The sequence below is a fragment of the Alkaliflexus imshenetskii DSM 15055 genome (assembly GCF_000517065.1).
Taxonomy (GTDB): Bacteria; Bacteroidota; Bacteroidia; order Bacteroidales; family Marinilabiliaceae; genus Alkaliflexus; species Alkaliflexus imshenetskii.
On the sequence record NZ_KI912105.1, the window covers coordinates 2,373,743 to 2,387,103 of the forward strand.

13 protein-coding genes are annotated in these 13,361 nt (G+C 43.5%); 12 read left to right on the top strand and 1 reads right to left on the bottom strand.

Going from position 1 to position 13,361, the window contains the following annotated elements:
- Nucleotides 1–113 precede the first annotated feature (113 nt).
- From ALKIM_RS0109905 to ALKIM_RS0109930, 6 genes are all read left to right on the top strand, one after another.
- Entirely contained in the window at nt 114–893 is a 780-nt protein-coding gene (locus tag ALKIM_RS0109905; protein ID WP_026474505.1) for a hypothetical protein, read from the top strand.
- A gap of 268 nt (nt 894–1,161) precedes the next feature.
- Nucleotides 1,162–1,965, top strand: coding sequence for a ParA family protein (locus tag ALKIM_RS0109910; RefSeq protein ID WP_026474506.1), 804 nt, complete (start codon nt 1,162–1,164; stop codon nt 1,963–1,965).
- A 24-nt stretch (nt 1,966–1,989) separates the two neighbouring features.
- Nucleotides 1,990–2,880: a ParB/RepB/Spo0J family partition protein gene (locus ALKIM_RS0109915; RefSeq protein WP_026474507.1), complete on the top strand. Its 891-nt coding sequence runs from the start codon at nt 1,990–1,992 to the stop codon at nt 2,878–2,880.
- Between the two features lie 59 nt (nt 2,881–2,939).
- The gene (locus tag ALKIM_RS18205) at nt 2,940–3,548 is read left to right on the top strand and encodes a DUF5683 domain-containing protein (RefSeq protein ID WP_044118256.1); all 609 of its coding nucleotides are present in this window, start codon (nt 2,940–2,942) and stop codon (nt 3,546–3,548) included.
- Between the two features lie 96 nt (nt 3,549–3,644).
- Complete coding sequence (locus ALKIM_RS18210; protein ID WP_052345514.1) at nt 3,645–5,183, top strand: lytic transglycosylase domain-containing protein; 1,539 nt, start codon at nt 3,645–3,647, stop codon at nt 5,181–5,183.
- A 94-nt stretch (nt 5,184–5,277) separates the two neighbouring features.
- The gene (locus ALKIM_RS0109930; RefSeq protein ID WP_026474508.1) at nt 5,278–5,970 is read left to right on the top strand and encodes a zinc metallopeptidase; all 693 of its coding nucleotides are present in this window, start codon (nt 5,278–5,280) and stop codon (nt 5,968–5,970) included.
- A gap of 71 nt (nt 5,971–6,041) precedes the next feature.
- Here ALKIM_RS0109930 and ALKIM_RS0109935 read toward each other — a convergent pair whose 3' ends face one another.
- Complete coding sequence (locus ALKIM_RS0109935) at nt 6,042–6,767, bottom strand: RDD family protein (protein ID WP_026474509.1); 726 nt, start codon at nt 6,765–6,767, stop codon at nt 6,042–6,044.
- A gap of 256 nt (nt 6,768–7,023) precedes the next feature.
- Here ALKIM_RS0109935 and ALKIM_RS0109940 point away from each other — a divergent pair, with 256 nt between their 5' ends.
- The 6 genes from ALKIM_RS0109940 to ALKIM_RS0109965 are packed head-to-tail and all read left to right on the top strand — an operon-like array spanning nt 7,024 to nt 13,289.
- Nucleotides 7,024–8,007: a stage II sporulation protein M gene (locus ALKIM_RS0109940; RefSeq protein ID WP_026474510.1), complete on the top strand. Its 984-nt coding sequence runs from the start codon at nt 7,024–7,026 to the stop codon at nt 8,005–8,007.
- Nucleotides 7,991–8,953, top strand: a complete 963-nt coding sequence (locus tag ALKIM_RS0109945; RefSeq protein ID WP_026474511.1) for a hypothetical protein — start codon at nt 7,991–7,993, stop codon at nt 8,951–8,953. Before ALKIM_RS0109940 ends, ALKIM_RS0109945 begins: the two co-directional genes overlap by 17 nt.
- A 29-nt stretch (nt 8,954–8,982) precedes the next feature.
- Nucleotides 8,983–9,720: a DUF4129 domain-containing protein gene (locus tag ALKIM_RS19300; protein ID WP_026474512.1), complete on the top strand. Its 738-nt coding sequence runs from the start codon at nt 8,983–8,985 to the stop codon at nt 9,718–9,720.
- Nucleotides 9,713–10,912 (top strand): DUF4350 domain-containing protein, encoded by a 1,200-nt coding sequence (locus ALKIM_RS0109955; RefSeq protein ID WP_026474513.1) that lies wholly within the window; start codon nt 9,713–9,715, stop codon nt 10,910–10,912. Before ALKIM_RS19300 ends, ALKIM_RS0109955 begins: the two co-directional genes overlap by 8 nt.
- 1 nt (nt 10,913) lies before the next feature.
- Nucleotides 10,914–11,921: an AAA family ATPase gene (locus ALKIM_RS0109960; RefSeq protein ID WP_026474514.1), complete on the top strand. Its 1,008-nt coding sequence runs from the start codon at nt 10,914–10,916 to the stop codon at nt 11,919–11,921.
- A gap of 27 nt (nt 11,922–11,948) precedes the next feature.
- On the top strand, nt 11,949–13,289 hold the full coding sequence (locus ALKIM_RS0109965; RefSeq protein ID WP_026474515.1) for a DUF58 domain-containing protein: 1,341 nt from the start codon (nt 11,949–11,951) through the stop codon (nt 13,287–13,289).
- The last annotated feature ends 72 nt before the right edge of the window (nt 13,290–13,361 follow it).

The window sequence follows — 13,361 nt, forward strand, 5'->3', positions numbered from 1 at the left end:
GGTGGAATCCTGAAATATTTTTTTGCAAAGGCTTAAAGGTTTTTTTAAATTGCACCTTGGTGTTATTTTTCGTTGCTGAAGCATAATGTTTTAATTTAATAAATTTTCAACTGATGAGACGTCTCCTGGTTTTACTAATGGCCATTTCATATATGCCGGTTTATGCCGGTTTTATCGAAATTAAGGGTGCTTATCAGGGTGAAAACATCTACGTGAAAAACCCATTTGCGGCCGTTGGTGTGGGATTTTGCGTGTTTGAAGTGACCGTAAACGGAATGACCACTACAGATGAAATAAATTCCAGCGCTTTTGAAATCGACCTGGCAGTTTATGGTTTCCGTTTGGGAGATCCTGTTGTTGTCCGAATTAACCACAAGGACGGTTGTACCCCACGCGTGCTTAACCGCGACGTGCTAAGTCCACGGGCTACCTTTGAAGTTGAAGATTTGAGAGTTAACGGAGAGCGCATCACCTGGACATCCCGGAATGAGTCGGGTTCACTCCCTTTTGTGGTTGAACAGTTTCGTTGGAACAAATGGGTAGCCGTAGGCGAAGTTATTGGAAAGGGTGTGCCTGGAACACATACCTACTCACTCCCTGTACGTCCGCACGGTGGAGAGAACCGCTTTCGTATCCGTCAAACCGACCATACCCGAAATCACAAGTATTCGCCCGAAGTGGTACATCGCACCAATAGACAACCCGTGCGCTTTTCTGTTACATCTGATGGTTCAGACATCAGCTTCACCGATAACACCATGTATGAATTGTATGATGGCTTTGGCCGCATCGTCGTAAAAGGCTTTGGCGATCGCATACACATTTCCGGATTGCAGCGCGGACGTTATTACTTGAATTTTGACAACCAGATGGAAGTATTTATTAAACGTTAGTTACAGGTTCTATCCATCATTAAAAAGCCCAAATTCATTATATATTGGGCATTTACTGCTTTTTTGCCGTTCAAAATCACTTTTTTACCATCCAATTTGACTCAACAAAAATGTTTTGTCGGGCTTATTTGTAAAGGATTGACCCTCAGCTTGAAGTGTAAATAAATTCTGATAATCTTATTTTGTTTTTAATAAAAGATTAACTTTGGCTTTCGTCGAAAACTGATATATTTACATTTTGGCACCTGAATTTTAAATCGTTCTATTTATGGCAAAAATTATTGCTCTTGCGAATCAAAAGGGTGGCGTTGGTAAAACTACTACAGCCATTAACCTGGCTGCCAGCCTTGCAGTTCTTGAGTATAATGTACTTGTAGTTGATGCCGACCCTCAGGCAAATGCCACATCGGGTCTGGGTTTTGACCTTAACAATATTGAGAACAGCATCTACGAATGTATCATTGATAAAGTAGATACCAAAAAAGCCATTCTTAAAGCTGAAATTGATCACCTGTTTATTCTGCCATCCCATATCGACCTGGTTGGTGCGGAGATTGAAATGCTGAATATGCCCAAGCGTGAGTATGTGCTCAAAGAAGTACTTGAAAAGGTGCGGGATGATTATGATTTTATTCTTATCGACTGCTCTCCTTCATTGGGATTGATAACCGTGAATGCATTAACTGCGGCCGATTCTGTTATAATCCCTGTGCAGTGTGAGTATTTTGCGCTCGAAGGATTGGGTAAACTGCTCAATACCATTAAAATTATTCAAAGCAGGCTAAATCCTGAACTCGAAATTGAAGGATTTCTGCTAACCATGTATGATTCTCGCTTAAGATTATCGAACCAAGTGGTGGAAGAGGTTCAGACGCACTTCCAGGACATGGTGTTTGAGACGCTTGTAACCCGCAACATCAAACTCAGCGAAGCTCCCAGTTATGGCAAAGCTGTGGTGATGTATGATGCGGCATCAAAAGGTGCAACAAACTATCTCAACCTGGCACGCGAGTTGTTGCAGAAGAACAACATGACTAAAATGGATAATAAGGATAAAATCATAAATAAGTAATTGGTTACTACGACATTAGTTAAGATGACAAAAAAAAGCGCATTAGGAAGAGGATTAGGAGCATTAATTGATAATAGCGAAGATGTAAGACGTCCGCGTCCTACTGCTTCGATAAACGAAATAGAGATAAGTAAGATTGAGGCCAATCCATGGCAGCCACGTTCACATTTTGATGAGGAGCGGTTGAATGAGTTGGCTTTGTCAATAAAGGGAGTGGGCATTGTGCAACCACTTACCCTCCGCAAAATTGGTGAAGATCGTTATCAGTTAATTGCAGGTGAAAGACGTTTTAGAGCCGCCAAGTTGGCCGGTCTCGAAAAAGTGCCTGCTTACGTGCGTGATGCCGAAGATGACATCATGTTGGAAATGGCGCTTGTGGAGAATATCCAGCGTGAAGATCTCGATCCAATCGAAGTGGCCATTAGTTATCAGCGACTGATTGATGAATGTAACCTCACTCAGGAGAACCTTTCCGACAAAGTAGGGAAGAAGCGCTCCACCATCACCAACTACCTCAGACTTCTGAAGCTGCCTGCCGAAATTCAGTTGGGATTGCGTGAACGGCAAATCTCGATGGGACATGCGCGTGCCATTGTGAACGTAGAAAATGCAGAGGTGCAACTTTCGCTCTTTAACCAAATCGTTGAGTTTGATTATTCTGTAAGAAAAGTTGAAGAGTTAGTGCGCACGCTTGGCAGTAATGTTGAGGAGCCTGTTGCAAAAGAGAAAAGTCAGACAACTGAAAGTGCTCAGAGTGAAGCCTATATGGCATTAAAGAATCAGCTGTCTAATTTCTTTAAAACCAATATACAGTTCTCCAGAAGTGACAATGGTAAAGGTAAAATCATCATTCCATTCCGCTCAGACGAAGAACTTGAAAAAATTATCTCAATCCTCGATAAGGCGAATACCTGATGTGGCTAAATTGGAATGCTAGGCAGCGTTTGACCTGTAATTTTATATATGCAGGTTTTTTGAGCCTGCTGTGGAGCATGTTCCCGGTATTGGCTGGTGCGCAGTATCAGGACACTCTGGCAGTTACCCCTTCTCAAAATGAAGTGGTGTTAGTCTTTGACGATTACAAACACTCTCCGCACAAAGCCAGTATCTATTCAGCCGTGTTTCCGGGCATGGGACAGATTTATAACAAAAAGTACTGGAAAGTACCTATTTTATATGGCGGTATTGGTGGTTTTGCCTATGCCATCCATTTTAATTCAAAGTACTATAATCGCTACCGATCGGCTTATCGGGACTTTCTAATTCGCGACCCGGGAAATACAAGTTATGAGTGGGTGCTGCGACGCTCGCCTTTAACCCTCGACGATGTGCACGGGCCCTATGCTGATTGGTTTCAGCGTGCGCTTGACAACAAACGACGATATTATAAACGATATCGTGATTTGAGCTATATCGGTATGGCGGCTCTATATGTTCTGAATATTATTGATGCCACCATCGATGCCCATTTTTATGACTTTGATATAAGCGATGACCTCTCATTTCGACTTGAGCCTGTTGTTTTACAGCCATTTCCCGATACTGGAAATGCTTTTGGCTTTCAGTTGAGACTCCAGTTTTAGTGCGTTCCTTTTTTAGATTTAATCTATAACTCTCAATGCTTTTTTGCGTATGAGTGACATGGTTTTATCCACTTGGATATTGATAAATTATTGAATATGAAGAAGATTTTGATTGTGTTGTTAGTTGCGTTTACCCAAATTGGGGCTAATCTTTATGCCGAAGGACCCAAGAATAACGAACCTGGAGAGTATCGGGAGTTTTCAGCCGCATCTCTAGATAGTTTAGTTAACCTATGGCATGCCCGACCAGCTGTTCCTGCTTTTGTAGTTGATACAATCATTGAATCGGCTGAGTTTTTGTACGAAGAGTTACCTGATTCAGTCTATATTCAACGCCTGGCATCAATCAATTCTCCCATCTATTATCCTTTTAACAACCAGGTAAAGTCCTATATACGGCTTTACACTCAGCGCAGACGCGAACAGATGGAAAACATGCTGGGCCTAGCAGAATATTATTTTCCGATGTTTGAGGCTGCACTTGATGCACGCAATATGCCAATGGAGCTTAAATATCTTGCCGTGATTGAGTCGGCGCTTAATCCAAGGGCATTGTCGCGAGCCGGCGCATCAGGCATCTGGCAGTTTATGTATCACACAGGTAAGCGTTACGGACTGGAAGTTGATTCCTATATAGATGAGCGCCGCGATCCGTTTAAAGCTACCGAGGCTGCTGTGAGCTTCCTGTCTGACCTTTACGATATTTATGGCGATTGGCATTTGGCAATTGCTGCCTATAATTGTGGTCCCGGTAACGTGAATAGAGCCATCCGACGCGCCGGAGGCAAACGTGATTTCTGGGAAATTTACTATGGCTTGCCGCGCGAAACAAGAGGTTATGTGCCTGCATTTATTGCCGCAACCTACGCATTCACTTATGCCCGTGAGCATAACCTTCACGCACGTCCAATAAATCTGCCTGTTGCCACTGATACCATTATGGTGAGCAGGCCTCTCCATTTTGAACAGATCGCTGATATGCTTCAAATTCCGGTCGATGCCATCAGGGAACTCAATCCTCAGTATCGGAAAGATGTGATTCCGGCGCTCACAAAATCCTATCCACTGCGCCTCGCCTTTGACCAAACCACAGCTTTTGCTGCAATTGAAGACACAATATATGCGCATCGTCGCACTCAATTTTTTCCGAACAACCAATTGGTGGTGACGCCATCAAATAACACGCATTCCGCGGTAGCACCTGCAGGGAGGGAACCTGTATATTATACCGTTAAATCTGGTGATGCTGTAGGGCTCATTGCCGGTTGGTTCAATGTTCGTGTGTCTGATTTGAGGTATTGGAACAATATCAACGGAAATTTGATTCGCGTTGGTCAACAGTTGGTTGTTTATGTACCCCGCGATAGACTGGCACACTATCAGTCTGTTGCCGATACACGCATGGGCAGAACTTCTAGCCGGCCTGCTGCACCAACTGCCGTTGTGTCAGCCTCAACTGCTCCTGGCAACGACGATGATTATGTTTGGCATACTGTACGCTCGGGTGACAACATCTGGAGCATTGCGCAACAATATCCCGGAGTTACCAATGAAGACATCCTGCGCCTGAACAACATAACCGATGCCCGTCGCATTCAACCCGGGCAGAGATTACGCATCAGGCCACGCTCATAATACTACGTTTGGGGAACATGTGTGACAGACATTGGTTGATTGGCAGACTTTTTGATGCATTGGTGTCTGATTAACTATACAAATTGGAGGAACTATGTTATTGATTATTTTCGTTGTTTTTATGCTGGCCAGCTGGATTGTCAGTTCACAGCTTAAAAGCAGATTTAAGAGATACTCCCAGACACCCATTTCAGGTGGTATGTCAGGAAGGGAGATTGCTGAAAAAATGTTACGCGATAGCGGCGTATATGATGTGAAAGTTTTGTCGGTTGGCGGACAATTGTCCGATCATTACAATCCTGCCAATAAAACTGTAAACCTGAGTGCCGAAGTGTATCAGGGACGTAACGTGGCTGCAGCTGCTGTAGCTGCCCATGAATGTGGTCACGCCATTCAACATGCCAGAGCTTATGCACCGCTTCAGCTGAGATCTGCTCTGGTGCCTTTGCAAAATGTGAGTGCCAAAATGCTTAACATCATTTTTATTGCAATGTTTTTTGGTGCGTTTATGCTTCCCAATGTCATCAGTTTTGATTTGGCTTTGATAATCATAATTGCCTGTTATTCTGTGTTTACGGCATTTGCAGTTATTACACTTCCGGTAGAAATCAATGCCAGTCAGAGGGCGTTGGCATGGCTCAACACCAGCGGAATTACTGGTGGACGCAGTCACGAGGAAGCCAAAGATGCACTAAAATGGGCTGCTTATACCTATGTGGTGGCTGCCTTATCCGCAATGGCCACACTGGCTTACTATTTAATGATTTTCTTTAGTCGCAGAGATTAAGAAAGATATTTCTCAGAAAATATTTAAGGGGCTTGAAAAACACTGTTTTTCGGCCCCTCTTTGTTTTCTGGTTATGCTTCGGTGAGTTCGGCGCGGTGAATGGCGTTGTAGTCTTTTAGGATGGTTGTTAAAAACTCCCTGTCGGGCAAAGCCGTTTCAATGGTTGTTTTTTTAATGATGGCATCTCTGGTTTTTTGCATCAGTACGATGTTTTCCTGAAGTTGAGGTGATTTTCCTGTGGCTTCGAGCACTTCTCTTATGATGTGTATATCTTTGTCGCTCAGCGTATTTGCCTGGCGAAAAACAGGCGTGTATTGTTCATCTACCTCCATCCAAACCGAATCATTCAGCGAGGTTTTAGATGGGATTTTCAGAACGGTTGTGGATGCGGCTATGTCACCAATCCTCTGGCCTTTACCGTTCACTATCATTACCAATACGGCAATGGAACCCATAAGCAAAGTGATATCGGGCAGGCGAAAAATCCACCTTATAAAGCAGCTGCCAAGGGTGAGTTGTGAGCCGTCGGTTTTTAGAACCCTGATGCGCATTATCATTTTGCCAGGACTTTGTCCGTTAAAAAATGATTCCCACAGGAAGTGGTAGAGTAACACTGGGATGAGAAAAACCAGTTGCCAGCCCGACAGGTCAGAATTAAAAACAAATACCATAATGACTACCGAGTATATGGCCATTATCATCATGTCGATAAGGTATGCGAGAATGCGATCTCCAATACTGGCTATTTTGTATTGAAGCGACACGTTTTGTGTTGTGTTAAGGTGGTAAGTTTCCATTAATTAGTTGTATGTTTTTTATCGAATGCGCTTATGTATCGTATGCCAATTTATCAGGATATCGACATCAACAAAAACCATCAAAGAGCCGATTAATGCAGCATTTTTTCAAGCAATAGCAAATTTAGTGATTTTAGATGCACCGGGCACAATTTTTTTGTGGACAGATGCGGAACTTCTGCTGTTACCCGCGTAGTTTTTGAATTTTCAATTATCTTTATTCCTGTTTCAATAATTAAGAATTGTTTCCCGGCCAATGAAGGAGATCGCATTCATCAATAAGAACAAGATGCGCTGGAATGCATTTGAGGCTCAGCTCGGCCGCAATCGCAATCCCGACCCTGATGAGTTGGCCGACCATTTCATTCAGCTTACTGATGATCTTTCCTATGCGCGTACCTTCTATCCGCAGTCGCCAATAGTTGATTATCTTAATGGCTTGAGTGTGAAAGCCCACACCATTATTTATCGAAACAAAAAAGAGAAAGGCGCCCGCCTGCTCGATTTTTGGATAAGCGAGCTGCCTTTGTCTATTTATAATGCACGACGCGATTTTGCCTGGTCGCTCCTTATTTTTGTAAGTGCTATGTTGTTGGGTGTTCTCTCTGCATATACCGATGACAATGTGGTAAGACTGATTTTGGGCGATCAGTATGTGAACATGACGCTGGACAATATCCAACGAGGTGATCCGATGGGGGTTTATGCTCAGATGATGCCCGCTGAAATGTTCTTTAAGATCACAATCAATAACTTATATGTGTCGTTTGTGGTGTTTCTTTTCGGGATTTTTACACCTCTCGGTTCAGCTTTTATTATTTTTAGGAATGGTATTATGGTTGGGGCATTTATAGCATTTTTCTTCCAGCGTTCGTTGGGAGGTGTTTCATCAATGGCCATCATGATACATGGATCGTTGGAGCTGTCGGCCATTGTGCTCGCGGGTGGTGCGGGAATACTGCTTGGCCGCAGCATTCTTTTCCCGGGTACACTGCCACGGCGCGAGAGTTTTGTTCGTGGGGTGCGTAAAGGAACCAAAATCATGCTTGGTCTGGTGCCTTTCTTTATTATTGCCGGGATACTCGAGAGTTTTATTACACGCTATTATATGACCATCTCATATACCACAAACACATTTATCATACTAAGCTCCTTTGCTTTGGTTATTTGGTACTTCATTATATATCCCAAACAGGTTTACCTTAACACCCAAAAAAGCATCAATGATGGAAAAGAGTGATTTTGTACTTTACCGGAAAAGAGATTTTTCCGATGTGATAAATGCCACTTTCGCATTTATTACCAGCGAGATTTTACCTTATCTGAAAGCCATAACGCTGTTTTGTGGCATTCCTATATTATTAACAAGTATTCTGGCAGCCTGGTTTTCTGATGATATAATGGGTCAGGTGTTTGCTCAGATTTTAGCCGGAGGCGAGAATATTGAGGGGATGTCAACAAATCCCGGAATTCTCGGTCTGCTTTATTTTACATCTTTTTTGGCTTACCTTTTTCTGATTGGCATCACCAGCGCCTATATGTCACTTTACTCTATTAATGGGCGAGGCGGTTTTACCTCCATGGATATATGGAACGAATTTGCTTCTCATTTTTGGCCTTTGTTGGCAATTTTTATTCTCACGGCTATTCTGGTGGCCGGTACAGGCGGGATAGGGGTTGTAATTATTATGATGATAACCGCTCTGGCTGGAACCGGAACGCTTGCAGGATTGCTGATTTTTCTTGGCTCAATTACGTTTATCATTTTGCCTGTGATTTATGTGATGATCTCTTTTTCGCTTACACCAATGGTTCTGTTTGTGGAGAAGAGAGGCATTGTATCATCTTTTGGACGCTCATTTAAGCTGATAAGCGGTTTTTGGTGGCTTACCTTTGGCATTGTGTTTATCCTTTTACTAATAGTGACTGCTTTGAGTATGTTGTTCTCACTTCCTGTGATGATTGCCGGATTCATTAAAGGTTACTTTGCCATGAGTGGCGAAGGAAGTGGCGATAGTCATTCGGTTGCACTTATTGTGACGTCAATACTCAGCGGGCTTGGCCAGTATCTTGTGTACGCCATTCTGCTCATTGGTGTAGGTGTTCAGTATTTTAGTCTGCGCGAGCAGAAAGATAACAGAGATCTCTTTCAGAAAGTGTCTGAAATGGCAGCTGAGAGTAACTGAATTTTCATTGACGATAAGGCGTAATCTTAATGGCAACAGTTAAGCAACGAGTTTTTATTTTGTTGATATTCTGGCTGATGGTCTGTTCATCTAAGGCCAGTGATACGTTGCACGTTGAAGTGTGGGACACAACCACTCCGGTTGAGTATCGATCGCCATCGATGGAGGAGATAGAAAGTTTAAGGCAAAACCCTAAGTACAACTATGATAGGGGAAGCGATAAACCGGATTTGTTCACCCGCCTTTTGATGTGGTTTTTTCAGCACCTTTATAGGGGCATTAGTGAGGTGTCAGGTCTTAAGTATATCCTGTTGACTGTAGGTTTTGTGGTTTTATTTTTATTGATGTTGAGGCTGATGAACGTGCCGTTTATGGGCGCATTCTCCTTCTTCAGAAGCGGGAAATCCACCGAGTTTAACATGGTTCATGAGGCCAATGAGTTACAGAGAGAAGAGCTCGATAAGATGTTTGGATTGTATCGTGAGAACGGGGCATTTCGTGAGGCGGTGCGCATACTCTACTTAATGTTTTTGCAGAAACTCTCGGTTAGAGGCATAATTAAACTCCGATATTACAAAACCAATCGTGAATATGCTTCCGAAATTGAGGATGTGGCCTTGCAGCAACTGTTTCGTCGGCTCTCCCGGATGTATGAATTTGTATGGTACGGCCATTTTGAGCCTGATATCACCCATTTTAACAGTATAGAAACGGCATTCCGAAGTTCAATTTCTTCACTCGGACAAAATCCTGAAGACAATGGCTGAAAAGAGTAAATCCAACAGGATTCTTACGGGGATTCTTATAGGCGGGCTTTTGGTGCTGATTGTTGTGATCGCCATAACGCCCAGACCTGTGGATTGGTCTTTGAGTTTCTCCAGACGACATGATACTCCGATGGGCACCAGGCTGGTTTATAGAATGCTGCCGCAGCTATTTCCAAATCAGGACATCATTGTGTCGCACTCCCGCCTTATCGATTTCCTGAGAGAGGCCACTCCTATCAATTCCAACTTTATTTTTATCAACGAGTCACTCGAATTTGACCAGAGTGAGACCGAACGGCTGCTTGAAATTGTTTCTGCCGGCAACAACATATTTCTTGCAACATCAGCTGTTTCTGACGAGCTGGCCGACACCTTGAATCTCGCTATTTTAAAAAGTTCTGCTCCAATTCTGTCCATAGGTTCTGACTCTATTGGGTATCATTTTACCAATCGTCGTTTGAAATCGGCTTATGGAAGCTGGTATCGCAAAGCAGCAACTTCAAATAGAATTACCTCTTACGATACGCTTCGCACCACTGTTCTGGGGCACGACCATCTGGGAAACACGAATTTTATAAGGATGGCATTTGGGAATGGATCTCTCTATTTGAACTGCAATCCGGTAGCGTTTACCAATTATCACCTTCTATCGGGCAACAATTCGGAGTATATTTTTAAGTCACTCTCCTATTTGCCGGTGGAATCTACAGTTTGGGATGAGAATTACAAAATTGGCGCACCGCTTATTGATTCGGAAATGAAGTTTGTTCTCTCAAGACCGGCCCTTAGGATGGCTTGGTATGTTTTATTTGCAGGCATTCTTTTGGTCTTTGTTTTTCAGGGGAAACGGCGTCAGCGCATCATCCCCGTAATACCAAAGCCTGTAAATACATCGCTCTCCTTTATCGAAACAATAGGCAGACTCTATTTTTCGAGGCAAAATCATCATGGTATTGCCAGCAAGCGATTTGTCTATTTTTTGGAGTATTTGCGCAGCCACTATTTTCTGGATACATCCATTCCGGAGAGCAGGTTGATTGAGGAGACAGCACGTAAATCAGGCATCCCTGAACGTGCCATTGCCGGAATATTTAAGATGGCCGGAAACCTTGAGCGGGTCAATCAGATTTCACAGGAGGATTTGCAACAGTTTAACCGTCAAATTGATTTTTTTTACCGTAACTGTAGATGATATGGAAATTAACGATATGAGCAACTTCAACAATGGGGATACCCCGTTTGAGAGCCGCATAAAGGTTCAGGAACTAAATCATATGGCTTTTCGCATTCGCAACGAAATTTCAAAGGTAATAGTGGGGCAGGAGCGTGTTCTGGATCTTATCCTGACTGCCTTGCTGGCCAATGGGCATGTGCTTATTGAGGGTGTGCCGGGTGTGGCAAAGACCTTAATTGCAAAGTTGCTTGCTCGCAGCATCGATACTGGTTATTCCCGTATTCAGTTCACGCCTGACCTGATGCCCTCAGATGTGTTGGGTACCACTGTATTTAATTCGGCCACTTCAACTTTTGAGTTTAACCAGGGGCCTGTTTTTTCAAATTTGATACTTATTGATGAGGTGAACCGGGCGCCTGCAAAAACCCAGTCTGCCCTTTTTGAAGTGATGGAAGAGCGACAGGTGACCATCGACGGCACTACCCGGCAAATGGATGCTCCCTTTCTGGTTATTGCAACTCAAAACCCTGTTGAGCACGAAGGAACCTATCGTTTGCCCGAAGCTCAACTGGACCGATTTCTCTTTAAAGTGAAGATAGACTACCCAACGCTTGAGCAGGAAGTAACCATTATGCAGAATGCCGGCGCACGTGGCATCGTGAAGGAGATTGATGAGGTGCATGCGGTGGTGTCGCAAGAGGAGATTCTGAAGTTTCAGGAATTGGTGCACCATGTGATTGTAGAGCCTCAGTTGCTGCGATATATCGCCACCATTATTGAGAAAACCAGAAAACATAGCTCCATATATCTGGGAGCCAGTCCGCGGGCTTCTCTTTCGGTACTAAAGGCCTCAAAAGCGTATGCTGCCCTTGAAGGGCGTGATTTTGTGACTCCTGAAGATATCCGTGAGGTAGTTTACCCTGTGCTGGTGCACCGCATCATTTTGTCACCCGAAAAGGAAATGGAAGGCGTAAAACCTGAAACTGTCATTCGCCAGATACTCGATTCGGTGGAGGTGCCAAGGTAATTGCTGTTTTTATTTTAATGCGCATCAATGAAGAATCCTTTTAAACCGGTATTTCTTAACAAGCGACTGTATCAGATGGTATGGGCTCTGAGCGCCTTTTTTGTTCTGGCGTATATGTGGCATGCACTCTATATTCCGGCAGTGGTTTCTTTGATGCTCTTTGTGGTGATGGTTGCCATCGATCTGTTTATGCTTTTTGGCCCCGACACAGCGAAAAAACTTACTGCCAGACGTTTCCTTCCCGAGCGGTTTTCAAATGGAGATGCCAATAATGTATCAATTGAAATAGAGAGTAATTTCAACTACCCTGTTAAAGCTGAAATTATTGATGAGTTGCCTTTTGTTTTTCAAATAAGAGACAATTTGTTTAAGCGACGCTTATTGCCCGGGAAGGCAGAAGTTATCAACTACCAATTGACTCCTGTGGAGCGGGGGAGTTATCGCTTTGGCGTACTGAATGTATTTGTGACAGCCCGCCTGGGGCTTGTTAGCCGCCGATACTGTTTTGGTGAGGAGGAAGATGTTAAAGTGTACCCATCCTTTGTTCAGATGCGCCGCTATGAATTGATGGCCATCAGCAACAGGTTAAGTGAGATGGGGGTAAAAAAAATAAGACGTGTGGGCCACCACATGGAATTCGATCAGATTAGGGGCTATATCAAAGGTGATGATGTACGTACCATTAACTGGAAGGCAACTGCCCGCAAAGGACACCTTATGGTGAACCAATATCAGGACGAAAAATCGCAACAGGTGTTTTGCGTGATAGATATGGGGCGTACAATGAAAATGCCATTTCATGGCATGACGCTGCTTGATTACGCCATCAATACCAGTTTGGTTGTTTCAAATATTGCCATGCTAAAGCATGATCGTGCAGGATTGATTACTTTTAATGAGGATGTACGTGCCATGTTACCGGCACGTCGTGAGGGGCATCATCTGCAATCTATCATGGAGGTGTTGTACAATCAGCAAACCGGTTTTCTGGAACACAACCTGGAGGCATTGTATGGTCATGTGCGTCATCGGATTCATCAGAGAAGCCTGCTCATATTATTTACAAATTTTGAAAGTCTGAAGTCGGCAAAGCGGGAAATCCCATTACTAAGCCGACTGGCTGCTAACCATCTTTTGTTGGTAGTTTTTTTTGAGAACAGCGAAATTGCAAAGCTGATTAGTAACAATGCTTCCAACACAGAGGACATTTACATGCAGGCAGTGGCAGAAAAGTTCCTATTCGAGAAGAAGCAGATTGTGAAGGAGCTTGAAAGGTATGGCATCCCTGCACTATTAACCCGGCCTGAGCAACTTACCATCGATACCATGAATCGTTATCTTGAATTCAAAGCCAGAGGTGTTATTTAATCTCTGGGAAATAGATACTTCAGTTACTTCTTATTGCTTTTCGGTAGATTCCTCTATATTTTGTATCAACGG

Excerpts from the sequence above, each read along its gene's own strand:
- ALKIM_RS0109965 (WP_026474515.1), top strand. The coding sequence starts at position 11,949 with ATGAAGAATCCTTTTAAACCGGTATTTCTTAACAAGCGACTGTATCAG.
- ALKIM_RS0109945 (WP_026474511.1), top strand. The coding sequence starts at position 7,991 with ATGATGGAAAAGAGTGATTTTGTACTTTACCGGAAAAGAGATTTTTCC.
- ALKIM_RS0109955 (WP_026474513.1), top strand. The coding sequence starts at position 9,713 with ATGGCTGAAAAGAGTAAATCCAACAGGATTCTTACGGGGATTCTTATA.
- ALKIM_RS0109910 (WP_026474506.1), top strand. The coding sequence starts at position 1,162 with ATGGCAAAAATTATTGCTCTTGCGAATCAAAAGGGTGGCGTTGGTAAA.
- ALKIM_RS19300 (WP_026474512.1), top strand. The coding sequence starts at position 8,983 with ATGGCAACAGTTAAGCAACGAGTTTTTATTTTGTTGATATTCTGGCTG.
- ALKIM_RS18210 (WP_052345514.1), top strand. The coding sequence starts at position 3,645 with ATGAAGAAGATTTTGATTGTGTTGTTAGTTGCGTTTACCCAAATTGGG.
- ALKIM_RS0109905 (WP_026474505.1), top strand. The coding sequence starts at position 114 with ATGAGACGTCTCCTGGTTTTACTAATGGCCATTTCATATATGCCGGTT.
- ALKIM_RS0109930 (WP_026474508.1), top strand. The coding sequence starts at position 5,278 with ATGTTATTGATTATTTTCGTTGTTTTTATGCTGGCCAGCTGGATTGTC.
- ALKIM_RS0109960 (WP_026474514.1), top strand. The coding sequence starts at position 10,914 with ATGGAAATTAACGATATGAGCAACTTCAACAATGGGGATACCCCGTTT.
- ALKIM_RS0109940 (WP_026474510.1), top strand. The coding sequence starts at position 7,024 with ATGAAGGAGATCGCATTCATCAATAAGAACAAGATGCGCTGGAATGCA.
- ALKIM_RS0109915 (WP_026474507.1), top strand. The coding sequence starts at position 1,990 with ATGACAAAAAAAAGCGCATTAGGAAGAGGATTAGGAGCATTAATTGAT.
- ALKIM_RS0109935 (WP_026474509.1), bottom strand. The coding sequence starts at position 6,767 with ATGGAAACTTACCACCTTAACACAACACAAAACGTGTCGCTTCAATAC.